Genomic DNA, 17,679 nt, shown 5'->3' with positions numbered 1-17,679 from the left:
CGGGGGTTCGCGCTTCTTGCGAAGGGCAGAGGCCGGGTCTCGCCCCGGCGGGCGACCTACTTTTCTTTGCTTCGCCAAAGAAACGTAGGCAAAAGAAAGGCGACCCCACTGTCTGCGACCCCTGCGCTTCGCTACGGGGCAACCTGCGGTGCTCACGTTTCGCGGGGTCTCGCCCAAACTCGCTTCGCTCAAACAAGGGCGAGCCCTGATCCGCGAAACGCTCCGCTCCTCGGCGCAGCCAGAGGGGCTTGGATACCGAACGCGCCATCGCTTCGCTCGGCTTGGGGCCGGGCCTTTGCTTCGCTCGACTTGGGCTCTGGCTCTGACTCCCTCTCCCCTTGAGGAGAGGGTTGGGGTGAGGGTCGACGGCGCAGGAACACCGCCTCGCCTGGATGAAAGCCGATACCCTCCCCCCCGCCCTCTCCCCAAGGAGAGAGGGCGCAACACCCAAGGCCGAGCGAAGCGAAGGCCCGAACGAAACCAAAGGCCGAGCGTAGCGATGGCCCGAAGGCGTCCCCTCCCCTCTGGCTGCGCCGAGGAGCGGAGCGTTTCGCGGATCAGGGCCGCAGCTGTTTGAGCGAAGCGAGTTCTGCGGACCCCGCGAAACGCGAGCACCGCAGGTTGCCCCGTAGCGCAGCGAAGGGGTCGCAGACAGCGGGGTCGCCTTTTCTTTGCTTACTTTCTTTTGGCGAAGCAAAAGAAAGTGAGTCGCCCGCCGGGGCGAGACCCGGCCTCGGGAAAGAAAACGAATAGCGCGTTTCATCCCTCGCCCCCAAGAAGAAACAGCCCCTCGAACTCCCCATCCCGAGGCAACCCGGCAACCGCCATCCGAACTCCGCCTTCAACAGCCGGGTCCCCCATCCACAACGAAATCCCTTCCCCTGGAAGTTCGAGCGATGCAACGCCACCAGTCGCAGCAACAGCAGAAGCAACAAACAACCGCTCCAGCACAGCATCAAACCGCAGCGCATCCAGATCCCCATCGAGCCCTTCCAACGCAGCCTGCGTCCCCAGCCCCCACCACCGCAACGCAACACCCAACGCATCCCCTTCCAGCCGATCCGCCAACCCGTCATCCAGCTCCACAGCCAGCGTGAACGGAAAGTACCGCCCCACCCCATCCACAGAAGGCATCAACACCCCAATCCACCGCCGCTCCCCCGCCACCCGCGCCCCCAGCGCAAAGCACCAGATCGGCGCCTCAAGGTAATGCGAGGTCCAGTCCGCATGCCGATCGCGCAAGCGCGCCAACCCACGCTGCAACCACGGGTCCCACACCGCGCGAAACGATTCAGGCAACCGCCGGTGCGCAAAGTCCCCCATGCCCGGCAACTTGCCGAACCACCCCGGCAACTCGGCCGATGCAAAGACGGAAGGTGTCGCGACGTTCACAACCCCTCCGGGCAGGAAAACTCCCGCAGCTCGCGCAGCCGGATCGGATGCTGCACGCTGTTCGTCGTCACTTCAAAACGCGTCTTGCGCCCGCCGACCTGGAAGGTCATGAAGAACTTCTCGGGTGCATCGCCCGCTTCGAGTTGCCCATCGTCGAGCGCACGGAACAGTGCCCACGGCCCATCGACCGCCGAGCCCGAGCTGCCGGTGGTCGAAGGCGGGCTCACCTGGATGCGCACCTGGTTGCTGCCCTTCGGTCCCGGCCACTGCACGGCCATCGGCACCACGGGGCCGTGCGCGTACTTCACGAGCTGGCCGTCGACGTCGAGGATGAACTGGGTGATGCTCGCGTCCATCTCCACCGGCTTGAAGTCCATCCGCATCGACGGGCTGCGACCACCTGCGCGAAAGAAGATGTCCTTGATGCGCGCGGCGCGCTCGAACTGCGCCAGGGCCTGCGTGGTGATGGCGCCGCGTTCGGCCACGGGCTTGTAGCGCCACGGCCGCGTGCTGGTGTCGACCAGCGCGGCCAGCCGCTTCTGGAAGAAGTCGTCCATCAGGCCGCCGGGGCCGAACATCTGGCCGAAGTCCTCGGGCAGCACGTCGCGCTTGCTGCTTGGCACGAAGGGGTAGCGGCCCGCAATGGCGCGCGCGCAGAACTCGGCCACCGGGCGCAGATCCTGGCTCAGGTTGCCGCGCTCGGCCACCTGGGCCTGCGCCGCACCCGACTGGCTGAGGTTCTCGACCATGGTGCGAACGGGCTCCGGTAGGCGGCCCGCGTCGGACTTGAGCTTGCCCGCCACGTCGCCCGGCGGCGGCGAGGTGCGGCCCTTGACCGCCGTGTCGACGGCGTTGAGGTACACGTACACCTCGTTGAAGAGCTTCAGTGCATCGTCGATGGGCGCGGGCTGGTTGGGGCCACCGGCAGTCACGAGGCGGCGCAGCGGCTCGAAGCGGTCGTCGACGATGCTCTCGATGCGCTTGCCCGGCGCCACCTGCTTGCCGGGGTCGCCGCCGAACAGGTCTTCCAGGCCCTTGCGCGTGTTGCGCACGGTCTCGGTGGCCTTGCTGACCACGTCCTTGCCGGTATCGCCTTGCGGGATCAGCGTGGTCTCTTTCACCACGGCGCGCAAAAAGTTGGCCAGCGGCGAATCGACGCCCGAGAGGATGCGCGCGGTCTCGATGTTCTTCTCCAGCCCATTGGCGCGGATGAGGCGCACGTCGGCGAGCAGTGCCTCCCACTGCTTGACGTACTCCTCCAGGTAGAGGCGGCGCACGCGGTCGGTCAGCGCGCCGAGCGCGGCCACGTCGCGCAGGCGGTCGGCGGTGCCCTTGTCCTGACCGAGCACCCACGGGTCTTCCGCCGCGAGCAGGCCGGTGAGCACGGTCACCTCGCTCTGGAAGCGCTTGTGATAGCCGTCGTAGGTGAACATGCCGGGCACGCCGTCGGTCAGCGGCTTGCCGCTGATGCGCTCGAACACCAGCGGCCCCGAAGGCCCGGTGGCGGTGGCGACGCTGAAGGCCGGAATGTCCTTGGTGGCGCGCTGGCGCTTGAGGCGGCTGAACACGCGCTGCTCCAGCGGATAGCTCGCGAGCACGGCGCGCACGCTGCGCACCAGGTTCTCGTCCATCTTGAGCGGCGAGTGCGGCGGCCCTTGCGCGATGAGCACGTCGAGCTGGTCTTCGAGTGCCTTGCGCTGGTCTTCGGGAATGCCGCGGTCCAGGCTGCGGGCCCAGTCGAGCGTGACCCAGGCCTTGAACGCCTCGGCATCGAAGTGCTCGGGCTGGTAGAGCATGAGGTAGCTCTTGAGCGCCTCGTAGGTGTACTCCAGGTTGTCTTTCTGCGCGGTGCGCAGCTGGTCTTCGATGCGCTTGGCGATCTGCGGCAGGAAGGCGTCGTTCAGCGCGCGCTGGTGCGTGAGCCTGGCGGCCGCATCGAGCTTGTCGCCCTGGTAGAGCCCCAGCGTCATCGACAGCGGCTCGTCGCCCTGGTGGTTGTCGGGCGTCTTCCAGATGTCGCGCAGGCCCTGCAGCACGGGCGCGACCTCGACCAGGTTCTGCACGCTCGCCGGCAACGCAGCCAGCGTCTGCTGCGCGGGCGCGACGCGGGCCTCGACCGACTTCAGGTAGTTCATGTTCTGCAGCGTGCTGTAGCCCCAGGCCGCGAGCAGGCCGACGGTGACGAGCGTCATCGCGGTGACGCCGATCACGCGCAGCGTGTGGCGGCGGCGCTCCAGCTTCACGTCGGCACCGGCAAGACGCTGCTCGGGGAACACCACGTCGCGCAGCAGCGAGGTCAGGAAGTAGCTGCGACCGCTGCTCTTTAGCGGCGCGAGCATCGCGCGCTCGATGCCGAAGCTGCGCGACAGGCTGCCCATCACGCGGTCGATCGGGCTGCCTTCCTGCGTGCCGCTGGTGAAGTACACGCCGCGCACCCACGGCGGCTGCGCGAAGCGCGAGCCGGTGAACACCTGGTCGAGCAGGTCGGACAGCAGCGAGCCGATGGAGCCGAACTGCGCCGGAAAACCGAAGATCGCCGCGCGGCGCGTGCCATCGGTCTCGCGCTGCATGCGCGCGATGAGCCCGTCGTTCACGCGGTTGTGCAGCAGCGCGAACTCGCGCTGGAAGGCCGCCGACAGGCCCTTCTCGTCGACCTGCACGCCTTCTTCGGGCGGCAGCGTGAAGCCGAAGACCTGCGCGCGCTGCTCCTTGCCAAGGTCGTCGAAGTAATCGGTGAAGCCATACAACAGGTCGCTCTTGGTGACGAGCACGTACACCGGCAGGCGCGTGGTGAGCTTGTTGTCGAGTTCGAGCAGGCGCGCGCGGATCGAGGCCGCGAGCTGCGTGCGCGCCTCGGGGCCCTGGCTCAGCAGGTCGGCCACGCTGACCGTGAGGAACACGCCGTTGAGGGGACGGCGCGGGCGCGCCTTCTTCAGCAGGCCGAGGAAGCCTTCCCACGCGCTCTTGTCTTCCGATTGGTGGCTGTCCTGCGTGGTGTAGCGGCCGGCGGTGTCGATGAGCACGGCCTCGTCGGTGAACCACCAGTCGCAGTTGCGCGTGCCGCCCACGCCGCGAATGGCACCTGGGCCGAACTTCTCGGCCAGCGGAAAGCTCAGGCCCGAGTTGACCAGCGCCGTGGTCTTGCCCGCGCCCGGCGCGCCGATGAACACGTACCACGGCAGGTCGTACAGGTAGCTGCCGCCCGAGATCGACATCCAGTCGCGCCAGCCCGGCTTCTTGCCGGCGGCATGCAGGCGCATCTGCTTGAGCGTGGCGACGGCTTCGCTGAAGCGGGTGTCGAGGATCTTCTGTTCCCCGTTGACCGGCGCATCGCTCTTGGCGGCGGGCGCCTTCATGAGCCCGTCGGTCAGGTGCTGGCTCGCACGGCGCGCGCGCCAGCGGCGGTACAGCGCGCGCAGCACCACGATCAGCACGATCACGCCGATGACGATGGCGCGCGTGGTCTCGCTTTCGAGCGGTGCCAATGTGCCGATCTTCACCAGCGGGCCGATCCACCAGATCAGCAGCGCGACGACGAGCAGCGCCAGCAGGGTCAGCAGCAGCGGGCTGAACAGGAAGCCGAAGATTTTCTTGATCATTTCGTTGCTCCGGGGACGGGAGCAGCCGGGGATGGCGGCGACGACGAAGCCGCTGCAGCGGTGCGGTCGGGTTCGGTCAGCAGCACGATGTCGACGCGGCGGTTGCGCGCGCGGTTGGCCGGCGTGTCGTTGGGCGCCACCGGCTCGGCGTCGGCCTTGCCGTCGGAGCGCATGCGCGCCGGGTCGACCAGCGTGGTCAACGCGCCTTTTACCGCGTCGGCACGCGCGGCCGACAGGTGCCAGTTCGACGGATAGCGCAGCGAGCGGATCGGCTGGTTGTCTGAGTGGCCGGTGATGAGCACGTCGCCCTTCACCTCGGCCAGTGCCTGGCCGATGCGGCGCAGCACCGGCAATGAAGACGCCATCGGCTCGGCGCTGCCGGAGCCGAAGAAGGAATCGCCGCGCAGGCGCACCACGCTGCGGTCGGCCTCGTCGGTCACCGTCACCAGGCCCTGCTTGATCTCGGGTTCGAGAAAACGCGCGAGCCGCGGCGACTTGGCCGGCGCGGCCGGTGGCGCGATCTGCAGGTTGGGCACGCGCAGGCCGGACACCGCCGAGTAGGTGGTGTCGGAGCGGTAGTTGAGCGTGAGCCGCAGGCCGAACCACGCAAGCGCGAGCAGCAGCGCAAAGCCCGCCGCGAACACCCACAGCGGCAGCGACTCGCGCAGCCGCACCGTGCCGGCGCCCTGCCCGCGCCAGTGCGGCGAGAGTTCGGCTTCGAGCGGTGGACGGTCCTTGGCGATCAGGTCGGCCAGGCGCTGGCGCACCGAGTCGAGCTGCGCGCGGCCGTTGTCGACCACGCGGTAGCGGCCCTCGAAGCCGAGCGCGAGCACGCTGTAGATCAGCTCCAGCAACTGGCGGTGCGTGGGCACGTCCTGCGCGAGCTTGGCCAGCAGCTGGAACACTTTCTCGCCGCCCCAGGTCTCGTTGTGGAACTGCACCAGCAGGCTCTGCTTGTTCCAGCCGGCCTGCACGCCCCAGGGCGTGTTGGCCACCGCTTCGTCGAGCGCGGTGCACAGCACGTAGCGCGCGGCGAGCACCGACTCGTTGCTCACGCCCGCGCGGCGCGCGCCGGCATCGAACTGGTTGACGGCGTCGGCGGTGGACGCGCGCAGCGCCGGTACGTTCGGCGGCTGCGCAAGGTTGCGCAGCTTGCCGATCAGTACCAGCAGCTTGCCGGCGGCCGACACGAGCGGATTGAGCAGGCCCAGCTCGCCGACCTCGGCGGCCGGTGTCGGATCGGGGCCGCCAAAGAACGGCGCAGGCGCAGGCGCGGGTGGCGTGCCTCCCGGCGTGCGCGGCTTGGGCTTGATGACCGTGCGCTCCGACTCGAAGGCGGCAAAGGGGTCCGGAGGTGTGCTGCTCATGATGGTGTTCCGTTTCCGTCAGCCCATGGGGCTAGGAACGAATGGCCCAGAACGCAAGGTCGAGGCCCGGGAAGTCGCCGGCGATGTGCATCGCGATGCCGCCCGACTGTTCGAGCTGCCGCCACAGGTCGCTGTTGCGCGTTTCGAGTTCGAAGTAGTTGGCGCCCGCGTGGAAGGGAATCTGCCGCGGCGCGACCGGCATCGGCGTCAGCGTGACGCCGGGCAGCGCGAGGTTCACGAGGTCGCGGATGCGCTCGACCGGGCCGATCTTCACCTGCGTGGGGAAGCGCGCGCGCAGCGCCTCGCTCGGCATGTGCGCATTCACCGCCAGCACGAAGGTCGCGTTGCGCTGCAGCTCCACGTCGGCCACCACCGCCACGCGCACGCCGTGCTTGCGGTCGTGCAGTTCGATGCGGATGGCCGACTGCTCGAACACCATCGACAGGCTGCGGCGCAGGTCGTCCATGACCGGACGGAAGCTCAGCGCCAGGTCGTCGTGGATGTAGGGGCCGAAGCGCGCGACTCGGCGCGAATCGCGAAAGCTCGCCAGGTCGCCGGCCAGCCCGAGCGCGTGCTCGAAGAAGTGCTGCGGATGCAGCAGCGCGGTCTTGGCCAGGTGCGCAAAGATGGCCTCGTTGCGGTTGACCGCCTGCAGCAGCATGAAGTCGGCGATCTCGGCCACGCCGCCAGTGCCACCCTGCGTCATGCGCCCCGCGAGCGCTTCGCCGCGCTGGCGCAGCAGGCCCAGCAGTTCGTCGAGCCACGCGCGGATGACGGCGTGCCCCGCCACATCGAGCAGCGGCGGCAGCATGCCGCGTTCGAGCTGCACCTGGTTGTCGACACGGCGTTCGACCACGCGCGCCACGCCCAGCGTGGTCCAGGCGTCGGTGGCTTCGCTGGCGCGCATCAGGCGCGTATGGAGCTGGCCCAGCTGCAGCATCGCCGTGCGCTCGCCGGCGGTGTTGGAGTCGGGCACTTCGGATTCGAGCACGCGGTGCCGCACCAGCTTTTCGTAGTCTTCCGCATCGGCTTCGCGCGCACCGGCGCGGCGCAGCGGCAGTGCCAGCACCACGGCCTCGTCGCGCATGGTGGAAGGAATGTCGACGGGCTCGGGCAGCGGATCGACCGCCGGCATGTCGAACACCGTGCCGTCGCCGAACACGCCGACCGCGCGCACCAGCGCGAGCTTGCCCAGCGTGAGCGCGGCCGCGTCGATTTCCAGCTCGGCAAAACCCCAGGCGTAGGGGGTGGTCGTGCGCAGCAGCACATGCCGGGCATGGTCGGCATGGCGCTCGCTTTGCTGCAGGTGCTGAGGCTGCAACAGCATCCCCTCGCTCCAGACCACTTTTGTTCGCCAACTCATCCGCACTCCGTCAACGGCAAGGGTGCCTGAAAGAAACACGAAGTTTCCGGCGCGGACGACGGATGGCAAATCCGCCTAATGGTCTAGACGGAGGGGTTTGGAGGTACGGCGAAGGGAGTAGACGGGATCGCTCAGCGCGCGGCGCCCGACGAAGCGCGCAAGGTCTCGACCTGCTGCGCGTAGGTCTTCTCGATGCGCTGCAGCCGCTGCTCGCGCGCCGCCTCGTTGACCCACGACGCGGCCATGGCGCGCTGCTTGCCGAGCTGGTATTCGAGCTTCGCCTCGGGCAGCAGGGCGCTGTCGTCGGCCACGGCATAGCCGTAGGCGGCGCGCAAGGTTTCCAGCACCTTGCGTTCGGCGTCCGCGCGCGCGCCCTTGCCTTTGCCGTAGCCGGTCAGGAAGCCTTGCAGGCGCGCCTGGAACTCGGGCGGGTAGTCGCGGCGCACGACCATCGGGGCGCCAGGGGGCGGCTCGGACTCCCACACCACCTGCAGCCGCTCGGCCTCGATCGGAAACTGCTGCCTGAAGCGCTCGAAGTCGGTGGTGTTGTTGGTTGCCACATCGGCATCGCCGTTGGCAACGGCGAGTGCGGTGGCCTGGTGGGTGCCGACGAACTCGCTGCGAAAGCGCGTTTCCATCTCGATGCTGTGCGGCAGGAAGAGCTGGCTCTGCGGCACGATGAAGCCTGTCACGGAGCGGCTATCGCCGCGCGCGAGGCGCCAGTGCTCGGGCTGGGCGAGCATGGCGTCGAGGGTGTTGAAGGGGGCGGCCTTGCGCATCAGCAGCACGGCGCGGTGCTCGGGCATGCCGGGGCGCCGCGCGATCTGCGCCACCACTTTCATGCGCCGCTGCATCACGGCGTCGAGCGCCATCTTGGCGGAGAGAAAGGCCATGTCGATCTCGTCGCGGCCGATGGCGCGATCCAGCTCTTCGTACGAAGGCACGGAGTACGCATCAACCGGCATGCCGATGGCACGGCTCATGTCGGCCATGAGCGGCGTCCACAGGGCACGCGATTCGACGGTGCCACCTAACGGGAGCACGCCGAAGCGGATCGACTTGATGGCTGCGGGGGGTGTGCTCTTCTCCGGCGCTGCGGCATTGACGGCTTGCGCAAGGGCAAGGGAAGGCAGGGCCGTCGCGGCGATGAAGCTGCTAAAGACCAGTACCGCTGTCAGAAGCTGGGGTCGGAGGGGCATGTCAGGTGCCTTGCCGCTTTTTTGTGAGGGGTCGTTCAGGGCGCGTGCACAGGACACCGGGTACTCCCCTCCGCGAATGTCCCCCGGGGCTGCGCCCCTCCTCCTTTATTTCGCTGCGGGGAGCACCCGATGCCCTGTGCACAAGAGACGCTGCCGTTGTGCTCGCCGATCAATGACCACTCTGAACGACGCCCACGCTGGCGGGGTGCCTTGCGCAGCGAAATAAAGGAGGAGGCCGCAGGCCGGGGGACATTCGCGGAGCAAGGCACCCCGTCGGCGTGAGCGCCGCCCTGAACAACGCGCCCCCGAAAAACTCAAATCCCCCGGGCACGCCGGTTGGACATCACCACGTTGTCCTTCGCAATGACCTGCCCTTCCTGCATCGCCGCGATCCAGGCAGCAGTCGAAGTCACTGCCGCGAAATTGCTGTGGAACACGACGCTGAAGACGCGATGGATTTCTTCCGCAGTGACTTTGCCCGCCGCATTCTCGTAAGGCAGCGCGCCGCTGGCGTCCGCCAGGAACTCCACGCTCAGGCCACGGTGCATCGCCTCGTAGACGGTGGAGGCGTCGCAGTTCTGCGTCATGTAGCCGGCCACGCTCAGCGTGTCGATCTTGTTCGTGGCGATCCACTCGGCGAAGTCGGTGCCGGTGAACACGCTCGGGAAAGTCTTGGTGACCAAGTGGTCGTGCGGACGCTTCGCGATCTCGGGATGCAACTGCCCGTTGTGCGTGTCGGCCTGGAACACCGGCGCGCCCTTGGGTGCGTGGTGGCGCACCACCACCACCGGCGTGCCGGCGGCGCGTGCCGCGTCCATGGCGCGCGTCACGTTGGGCAGCGTGTCTTCGATGGGCGGGTATTCGATCGGCAGGCCACCGCCTTCGAAGTATTCGTTCTGCACGTCGATCACGACGAGGGCGCGGCGCGGTGCGGTGTTGCTCATGAAGATGCTCCTTCTTGTGTGTGGATGGGATGGCCTGATTCTTCGCGTTGATGCCCTTTTCTGAAAGTGGCCCGAAAGCCATTCATCGATAAGATCGGGCCATGACCCGTACTGCCGTCGAAACCATCGCCGTCGTTGCCTTCGACGGCATCAGCCCCTTTCACCTGTCCGTGCCCTGCATGGTCTTCGGCGAAGACCGCACCGAAGACGGCGCGCCGCGCTTTCGCATGCGCGTGTGCGCGCCCGAGCCGGGGCCGCTGCAGACCAACGCGGGCTTCACGCTCGGCGTGACGCACGGGCTGGAGGCCATTCGCCGCGCGCAGATCGTGGTGGTGCCTTCATGGCGCGACGACGGCAGTGCCGCGTCGCCCGCGCTCATTCGTGCGCTGCAGGCGGCGCACCGCCGGGGCGCCACCGTGGTGGGGCTGTGCCTGGGTGCCTTCGTGCTGGCCGAGGCAGGCCTGCTCGACGGCCGCCCGGCCACCACGCACTGGAAGCTGGCGCCGGCTTTCGCAAAGCAATATCCGAAGGTGCAGCTGCAACCCGAGGTGCTGTACGTGGACGACGGCAACGTGCTCACGTCGGCCGGCACCGCCGCGGGCATCGATTGCTGCCTGCATCTGCTGCGCGTGCGCTACGGCGCCGAAACGGCGAACCGCGCCGCGCGGCGCATGGTGGTCGCGCCGCACCGGCAGGGCGGGCAGGCGCAGTACATCCAGCAGCCCATGCCCGCCACCGGTGAGCGCGATCGCCTCGCGCCGCTGCTGGAGTGGCTCGGCAGGCACCTCGATGTGCCGCACGCGCTGGACGACCTGGCCCGGCGCGCGCTGATGAGCCGCCGCACCTTCACGCGGCGCTTTCGCGAATCCACCGGCACCACCGTCGGCCAGTGGGTGCAGAACCAGCGGCTGGCACTGGCGCAGCGGCTGCTGGAGACGACGGACCATCCGGTCGAGCAGGTGGCGACCGGCGCCGGCTTCGGGTCGGCGGTGTCGTTGCGCAAGCATTTCCTGTCGGCGTTCAAGGTGTCGCCGACGGTGTACCGCCGGCAGTTCTCGCGGGCCGAAGCGATGGCCTGAGCAGGCGGGCCGCAGGGTTCAGGCCGCGTGCGCGTGGCGCCGTGTCGTCAGCAGCGCGCGCAGCTTGGCCGGCGCGACCGGCTTGGTCAGCAGCATCACGCCGCCGTGGCGCAGGCGTTGCAGCACCTCGGGTCCGGTGGCGCCCGACACCAGCACCGCGAGCGCGTCGGGCTGCAGGTGCTTGGCGGCGTCGATCACGTCCACGCCGTCGCCGTCGCCGGCCAGTTGCAGGTCGCACAGCACGGCGTCGTAGTGGATGTCGCCGGTGCCCAGCCGCGCGATGGCCTCGGGGCCGGTGGTCACGCACTCGACCTGGCAGCCCCATTGCTCCAGCAGCGTGCGGCTGCCGTCGAGGATGGCCGGGTCGTCGTCCACCACCAGGCAGCGCAGGCCGGCCAGGGGCGCGGGTGCGAGCGGCGGCGGTTCGGCCGGCACGGCATCGGTGATGCGCGCCGCGGGCAGGGTGAAGGCGAAGGTGCTGCCGGCCTGCAGCGCGGAGCGCACGGTGATGCGGGTGCCCAGCAGCGTGGCGATGCGCGCGCAGATCGCCAGCCCCAGCCCGAAGCCGCGGCGCCGGTCGCGCTCGGTGTTGGCCACCTGGTAGAACTCTTCGAAGATGCGGCCCTGGTGGATCGGCGCGATGCCCACGCCGTTGTCGCGCACCTCGATGCGCACGCCGGCCGGGCTGCGCCGCGCGGCCACCAGCACCGTGCCGCCATCGGGCGCATGGCGCAGCGCATTGGTGACCAGGTTGCCGACGATGCGCTGCAGCATCGCCGCGTCGGTGCGCACCGCCAGGCCGCGGTCGCTCCAGCGCAGGCGGATGTGCCCTTCGACGGCGGTGGCGGCGTGCTGCGCATCGAGCTGGTCGAACAGCGCGGCGAGCGAGACCTTGGTGATCGCCGGCGTCAGCACCTGCGCATCGAGCCGCGAGATTTCGAGCAGGTCGTCGAGCAGCACGCCCATGAACTCGGTGCTCTCCTGCAGCCGCATCACGGCCGGGCGTTGCGTGGGCGAGGCGCCCGGCAGCAGCCCGTCGATGAACAGGCCCATGGCATGCAGCGGCTGGCGCAGGTCGTGGCTCGCAGCCGCCAGAAAGCGCGCGCGCGACAGCGCGGCCTGCTCGGCCTCGGCCATGCGCTGCAAGGCCACGGCGGTGGCTTCGCGCACGCGCTCTTCGCTGATCTGGCGGTTGCGCTGCAGGCGTTCGGCCAACCGGTCGATGTCGTGCGCCAGCACCGCCAGCTCGTGCGTGCCGCGCGTGCCGCCTTCGACCACGTCGCAGCGCATCTCGAAATGGCCGGCCTCCAGCGCGGCCACCGTGCGCGACACGCGCCGCAGCGGCCGTGCCACGGTGCGGGCCATGTGGCGCACCGAGGCCCATGCCGCCAGCAGCGCGACCAGCGCGATGCCGATGCCGGCGATCAGCGAGCGGCTGCGCTCGCGCGTGTAGGCCGTGGTGTCGCGGAAGGTCTGCACCAGCCCGATGGGCGCATCGCCCACCGCGGTCGACCCGGCGGGCGCGAAGGCGCTGGCGCGCGAAGCCTCGCGCAGCGTGACCGGCGAGGTGAACATGCGCAGCTGCGCGAGCGACGCGGTCTTGGGCCCGGCCGTGACGTACACGCCGGCGCTGTTGCTGATCTCGACGCGCGTCACCTGGCCGCCGCGCAGTGCCGCGTTGGCCACGTTCTGCAGCGCGGGCACGTCGCCCGCGTAAAGGCTCAGGTCGGACATGGCCGCCACCTGGCGCGCGACGGCCTGGCCTTCGGCGTCGAAGGCGGCTTCGAGCGTCTGCAGCCGGTTGTGCGTGAACCAGCCAGTGAGCGCGAGCGCCACTGCCGCGCAGGGCACCACGCCAAGGCGGAACAGGTCGCGCTGCAGGTTGCCGCGCACCACCAGCGTGTTCGCTGAAGCGTGGTGCACCGATGCCGCATCGGCCGGCGCGTGTTCGTCCGCCGCGCCGGTGGGCACCGAGCCTTCGGGCAGGCGTTCGGTGCTCATCGCGGCGCCGCGAGCCGTTCGGTCAGTTCCCGTTCCTCCGGCAGACGCAGGCCGAGTCCGCGTGCCACGGTGGCGTTGACGCGCACGGTGGCCGGCGTTGCCGCTTCCACCCACGGTGCGTTGCTGTTGTTGCTGCTGCTGCCGGCGCTGCTTGCACTGGCGACTTTCTGGCCCAGCAGGCGGGCCTGTTGCGCAAGCTGCGAGGGCGTCGACACCGCGGCGGCCAGGCCGCCCGAGCGCACCAGGCCTTCGCTCGCGCCGAACACCGGCAGGCCCGCGCTGGCACCGGCGCGCAGCACCGTGAGCGTGGCCGCCTGGTTGTCGCCGATGAGGTCGGGCAGCACCATGAGCGCGTCGCTCTGCGGCACCACGACGCGCAGCGCGGCGGCCAGCGAGCGGGCATCGGGCGCGTACTCGACGTGCAGGTCCCACGCCGGGTTGGCACCTTGCGCCGCGCGCTGCAGTTCGCGCACCAGCGGTTCGGACTCGGGCGTGGCGACCACGCCCACGCGGTGCTTCTGCGGCAGCACGGCGTTGATGAGCGCGAGCTGGTCGGCCATGGCCGGGTCGCGCAGCAGCACGCCCACGCGTCGGTCGCCGCGCTTCAAGGCCGGGTTGCTGGCCTTGAGGGCTTCGTAGTCGAGCCGGCTCAGCATGGTCAGCACCAGCGGCTCCTGGCCCGGGCGCTCGATGGCGGCGCGGGCCGCGGCCGGGCCGACTGCCATGGTCAGGGGCGTGTCGGCGGCGGCGGGGCGCAGGCTGCGCGTGCGCACGCCGGCGTTGGCCGCGCGCTCGGGCTCTGCGCCGGCGCCGGCGGTATCGGCGGCCAGTTGCGGATCGACGCCGCCGGGCGCCAGGCGCACCAGCTCGAAGCGGCCGCCAGGTTCCTGGTCCGCGCGAAGCTGCTGCACGAATTCGGACGCCGCCGCGCTGTCGTCGCCCATCAGCACCGTGAGGCTGGTGGCCGAGGCGGCGCCACCGGCCAGCGCCACACCCAGGGCCAGCAGGGCGCGGACGGCGGGGCGCGCGCATCCGGCGACGCGCAAGAAAAGAGGATTCACGGCAACAAACATGGACTGCTTCCGCAGCAAGGGGCAATGATCCAATGTAAGGACGGCCCCCCCTTTGCGCGATAAGGCGGAGGGCTTATGTCAGCCCTCGCAAGGGCCTGCCCGCGTGACGAAATACACAGCCCGGCGGCCGCTCGGCCTATGTCCGATGGACTACCTACGCACCTACCTCGGCCGCCGTCTGCAATGCTGCGGCGCGCTGTGTCTGGATGGCCTGGCGCAGCACGCGCGGCGACACCGGCTTGTAAAGCACGGTGATGCCCGCGCTGGCCACTTCGCGCAGGCGGTCGGGCTTGGTCTCGCCGGTCACCAGCAGGCGCGCGGTGCCGGGGCCGATGCCGCGCGGATGTCGCTCCAGCGCGGTGATCACATCGAGGCCGTTGTCGCCGCCCTGCAGCAGCAGGTCGCTCACCACCACGTCGGGCGGCTGCTCCCAGGTGTCGGCCAGCGCCAGCGCCTCGGCGCGGGTCTGCGCGGCCAGCACCTCGGCGCCCCAGTTGGCGAGCACCACCGTCAGGCCTTCGAGGATGGTGCGCTCGTCGTCGATCACCAGGATGCGCACGTTCGCAAGGCTGGCTTCGTCCTCCAGGCCGGTGACCAGGGGCGAGCTGGCCGGGGGCGGCAGCGCGGCCGGCACCGAGCGCACCAGCACCCGCACGCAGGTGCCCTTGTGCAGCCTGGAGCTGAGGTCGACGCGCGTGTTCAGCAGCTCGGCCAGCCGCTGCACCGTGGCCAGGCCCAGCCCCATGCCCCGCGCGCCGCGTGCCGCCTGCCGGCCGGTGGGCTCCACCTGGTAGAACTCTTCGAACACCCGCGCCTGATGCTGCAGCGCAATGCCCACGCCGGTGTCGAGCACGTCGATGCGCACGCCCTTGCCGCGCCGTCGCGCGCCAATGAGTACGCCGCCCTCGATGGTGTGGCGCAGCGAGTTCGACACCAGGTTGTTGAGGATGCGCGAGAGCATCACGTAGTCGCAGCGCACCCACGCATCGGTCTTGCGCACCACCAGCCGCAGGCCCTGCTGCTCGGCCACCGGGCGGAAGTTGCGGCTGATCTCGTCGAACAGCCGGTCGAGCGGAAAGTCGGTCCACTGCGGCTGCAGCACGCCGGCGTCGAGCTGCGACAGGTTGAGCAGCTCCGAGAACAGCCGGTCGAGCGAATCCACGCACTCGCGGATGTGGCCGATTCGCTGCAGCTTCACCGGATCGGTCTCGCCGTTGGCCAGCCCGTCGGAGAACAGCGTGAGCGCGTGCAGCGGCTGGCGCAGGTCGTGGCTGGCGGCGGCCAGCAGGCGTGTCTTGGCCTGGCTCGCCACTTCGAGCTGTGCGTTCTTGCGCGCCAGCTCGGCCGTGGCTTCGGCGATGCGGCTTTGCAGCAGGCGGTGGCTTTCGGCGAGCGCGCGCGCCGCCTGGTTGAAGCCGTGCTGCAGGTGCCGCACCTCGGACGTGCCCTCGATCGCCACGCTCGCGTCTTCGCCCGCGCCGAGGCGGTCGACCGCCTTGCCGAGCGCGCGGATCGGCTCGCTGATGCGCCGCGCCGCCCACCAGCCCGCCAGCCCCACGCCCAGCAGGCTGATCGCCAGCACCAGCGCCACGTTGAGCCAGACCGAGCGCCGCGCGCTCTGCACCGCGCCCAGGCTGATCTCGACCATCACCTTGCCGTTGTGGTGGCCGTCCTCGCCGACGATGGGCACCACCACCTGCAGGCCCTGGCCGCGCGCGCGGTCGACGGTTTCGGAGTTGGCGACGATCTCGCCGTCTTCCGTCCAGATCTGCACCTGCTGCACGTGCGGCTGGTAGGTGCCCGACTGCGCGCTGCGCTGCAGCGCGCGCCGGTCCATGCGCGCCAGCGGTGCCTGCGCCACCGTGGCCACCTGCATCGCCACCGTCTGCGCATTGGCGCGCATCAGCTCGGTGAGGTTGCCCAGGTGCTGCCGCGTCAGCACGGCAATGGCCGCCAGCGTGGCCAGCGTGGCCGGCACCAGCGCCAGCAGGATCAGCTGCTGCGCGAAAGTCATGCGCGCAAGCCCACGGAGGACGCGGAAGTTCCAGTTCATGGCGACGGTGGGCGCATGGAGGCCGAGCTTATGAGCCCCGCCCCGAACATGGAAGACAGGAAAAACATCACAAAGAATGTCTGCATTTGCTATTTAATGGCGTCCGCGTAGCCCATGTTAGACCCGCTGGTCCGCAGCGGCCCTATGTCTTCCGGTCCAAAAATGCAGGTTTTCTTGCGTCGATTCGCCGGTGTTCCGGGCGCCCTTCGTGCGGCGGCGCTGGGCTTGCTCATGGCGCTGCCGGGGGTGGCTGCGGCCCAGGCCACCAGCAGCAGCCCGTCGTCGCAGGCGCCGGTGCGCTTCGGCATCCTGCCGCTCGGCGGTGCCTTCGAGTCGCGCAGCGACTGGGACCCGCTGCTGGCCGAACTCAGCCGCGCCATCAACCGGCCGGTGAGCGTGCTGTCGGTCAACTCGTATGAGGCGCTGGAGCAGGCGATCCAGCGCGACGAGGTCGACATGGCCTTCCTCTCGGGAAAGATGGCGCTCGACGCCGTGACCCAGCGCCGCATGAAGGTGGTGGCGCAGGTCGTGCGGCACGATGGCCTGCCCGGCTATCGCGCGCTGCTGCTGTCGCGCAAGACACCGCCCTTCAACACGCTGAAAGACCTGCTGGAGCAGCCCGAGCGCTGGCGCATCGCGCGCGGCGAAAAGCAATCGGTGTCGGGCTTCATCGTGCCGCAGCTGCAGTTCTTCTTGCCGAACCACATCGCGATGGAAACGCGCTTTTTGAGCGAGATCGTCGGCACCCACCAGACAAACGCATTGGCCGTGGCCAACAACGAGGCGGACGTGGCCACCAACAACTCGGCCGACTTCGAGCGCTTCAAGCTGCGCTTTCCGGCCGAGACGCAGCGGCTGCAGGTGCTGTGGGAGTCGGACCTCATTCCGCACGCGCAGATCGTGGTGCGGCGCGAGTACCCGCCCGAGCTGCGCACGCGCGTGCAGACCTTCCTGGTCAACTACGGCCGTGCCAAGGGACCACGCGGCGATGCCGAGCGGCTGGTGCTCAAGTCGCTGCACGACCTGGCCGGTTTCGTGGCGGCCGACAACAGCTCGCTGCAGCCCGCGGCCAAGCTGGCCTACCAGCTCGCCAGGCAGAACGCCATGACGGCGCAGTGGGTGAACGACGCCGCGCGCGAGGCGCGCCTGCAGCGCATCGACAGCAGCTATGCCGAGCAGGTCGGTGTGCTGAAAGATGTGTCGCCTTGATGAGATGAAACGCGGTTTTTTTGTTCGTTGCGCGGTGTCTGGAATACGTTCTTGGGGGCGTTGTTTCGAGCGCTGTCGTTCGGGGTGCGCTCACGCCGACGGGGTGCCTTGCTCCGCGAATGTCCCCCGGCCTGCGGCCTCCTCCTTTATTTCGCTGCGCAAGGCACCCCGCCAGCGTGGGCGTCGTTCAGAGTGGTCATTGATCGGCGAGCACAACGGCAGCGTCTCTTGTGCACAGGGCATCGGGTGCTCCCCGCAGCGAAATAAAGGAGGAGGGGCGCAGCCCCGGGGGACATTCGCGGAGGGGAGTACCCGGTGTCCTGTGCACGCGCCCTGAACGACCCCTCACAAAAAAGCGGCAAGGCACCTGACATGCCCCTCCGACCCCAGCTTCTGACAG

Annotated in this window: 11 protein-coding genes; 2 read left to right on the top strand and 9 right to left on the bottom strand. The window is 69.3% G+C overall.

Annotated features, from left to right (window positions below):
- Positions 1 to 759: 759 nt before the first annotated feature.
- The 6 genes from tagF to BLQ28_RS25895 all read right to left on the bottom strand — a co-directional run bounded on the left by tagF (position 760) and on the right by BLQ28_RS25895 (position 9,864).
- Positions 760 to 1,392, bottom strand: coding sequence for a type VI secretion system-associated protein TagF (tagF, locus tag BLQ28_RS25920; RefSeq protein ID WP_093246206.1), 633 nt, complete (start codon positions 1,390 to 1,392; stop codon positions 760 to 762).
- The gene (gene tssM, locus BLQ28_RS25915) at positions 1,389 to 4,991 is read right to left on the bottom strand and encodes a type VI secretion system membrane subunit TssM (protein ID WP_093246205.1); all 3,603 of its coding nucleotides are present in this window, start codon (positions 4,989 to 4,991) and stop codon (positions 1,389 to 1,391) included. The genes tagF and tssM overlap by 4 nt, the downstream gene beginning before the upstream one ends.
- Positions 4,988 to 6,358, bottom strand: coding sequence for a DotU family type VI secretion system protein (locus BLQ28_RS25910; RefSeq protein WP_093246204.1), 1,371 nt, complete (start codon positions 6,356 to 6,358; stop codon positions 4,988 to 4,990). Before BLQ28_RS25910 ends, tssM begins: the two co-directional genes overlap by 4 nt.
- Positions 6,359 to 6,389: 31 nt before the next feature.
- The gene (gene tssK / locus BLQ28_RS25905) at positions 6,390 to 7,721 is read right to left on the bottom strand and encodes a type VI secretion system baseplate subunit TssK (protein ID WP_093246203.1); all 1,332 of its coding nucleotides are present in this window, start codon (positions 7,719 to 7,721) and stop codon (positions 6,390 to 6,392) included.
- Positions 7,722 to 7,852: 131 nt separating this feature from the next.
- Entirely contained in the window at positions 7,853 to 8,920 is a 1,068-nt protein-coding gene (locus BLQ28_RS25900; RefSeq protein WP_093246202.1) for a phosphate/phosphite/phosphonate ABC transporter substrate-binding protein, read from the bottom strand.
- Positions 8,921 to 9,234: 314 nt separating this feature from the next.
- Positions 9,235 to 9,864 carry a cysteine hydrolase family protein gene (locus tag BLQ28_RS25895; protein ID WP_093246201.1) on the bottom strand — a complete coding sequence of 210 codons (630 nt, stop codon included), beginning with the start codon at positions 9,862 to 9,864 and terminating at the stop codon, positions 9,235 to 9,237.
- A gap of 101 nt (positions 9,865 to 9,965) precedes the next feature.
- Here BLQ28_RS25895 and BLQ28_RS25890 point away from each other — a divergent pair, with 101 nt between their 5' ends.
- Entirely contained in the window at positions 9,966 to 10,943 is a 978-nt protein-coding gene (locus BLQ28_RS25890) for a GlxA family transcriptional regulator (RefSeq protein WP_093246200.1), read from the top strand.
- 18 nt (positions 10,944 to 10,961) lie between these two features.
- On the opposite strand, the gene BLQ28_RS25885 is transcribed toward BLQ28_RS25890, so the two are convergent.
- The 3 genes from BLQ28_RS25885 to BLQ28_RS25875 form a co-directional block, all read right to left on the bottom strand.
- Positions 10,962 to 12,944, bottom strand: coding sequence for a hybrid sensor histidine kinase/response regulator (locus BLQ28_RS25885; protein ID WP_093246199.1), 1,983 nt, complete (start codon positions 12,942 to 12,944; stop codon positions 10,962 to 10,964).
- Positions 12,941 to 14,005: an ABC transporter substrate binding protein gene (locus BLQ28_RS25880; protein WP_256327462.1), complete on the bottom strand. Its 1,065-nt coding sequence runs from the start codon at positions 14,003 to 14,005 to the stop codon at positions 12,941 to 12,943. Before BLQ28_RS25880 ends, BLQ28_RS25885 begins: the two co-directional genes overlap by 4 nt.
- 166 nt (positions 14,006 to 14,171) lie before the next feature.
- A complete protein-coding gene (locus BLQ28_RS25875) occupies positions 14,172 to 16,031 on the bottom strand; it encodes an ATP-binding response regulator (protein WP_256327461.1) in 1,860 nt (619 codons plus the stop codon).
- Positions 16,032 to 16,232: 201 nt separating this feature from the next.
- Between BLQ28_RS25875 and phnD the strand changes: the two genes are divergently transcribed.
- Positions 16,233 to 17,279 (top strand): phosphate/phosphite/phosphonate ABC transporter substrate-binding protein, encoded by a 1,047-nt coding sequence (phnD, locus tag BLQ28_RS25870; protein ID WP_093246196.1) that lies wholly within the window; start codon positions 16,233 to 16,235, stop codon positions 17,277 to 17,279.
- Positions 17,280 to 17,679 lie beyond the last annotated feature (400 nt).

The sequence above is a fragment of the Variovorax sp. EL159 genome (assembly GCF_900100965.1).
In the GTDB taxonomy this organism is placed as follows: domain Bacteria; phylum Pseudomonadota; class Gammaproteobacteria; order Burkholderiales; family Burkholderiaceae_C; genus Variovorax.
The sequence above is the reverse complement of the archived record's forward strand: the minus strand, read 5'-3'. Positions and strand labels throughout refer to the sequence as shown.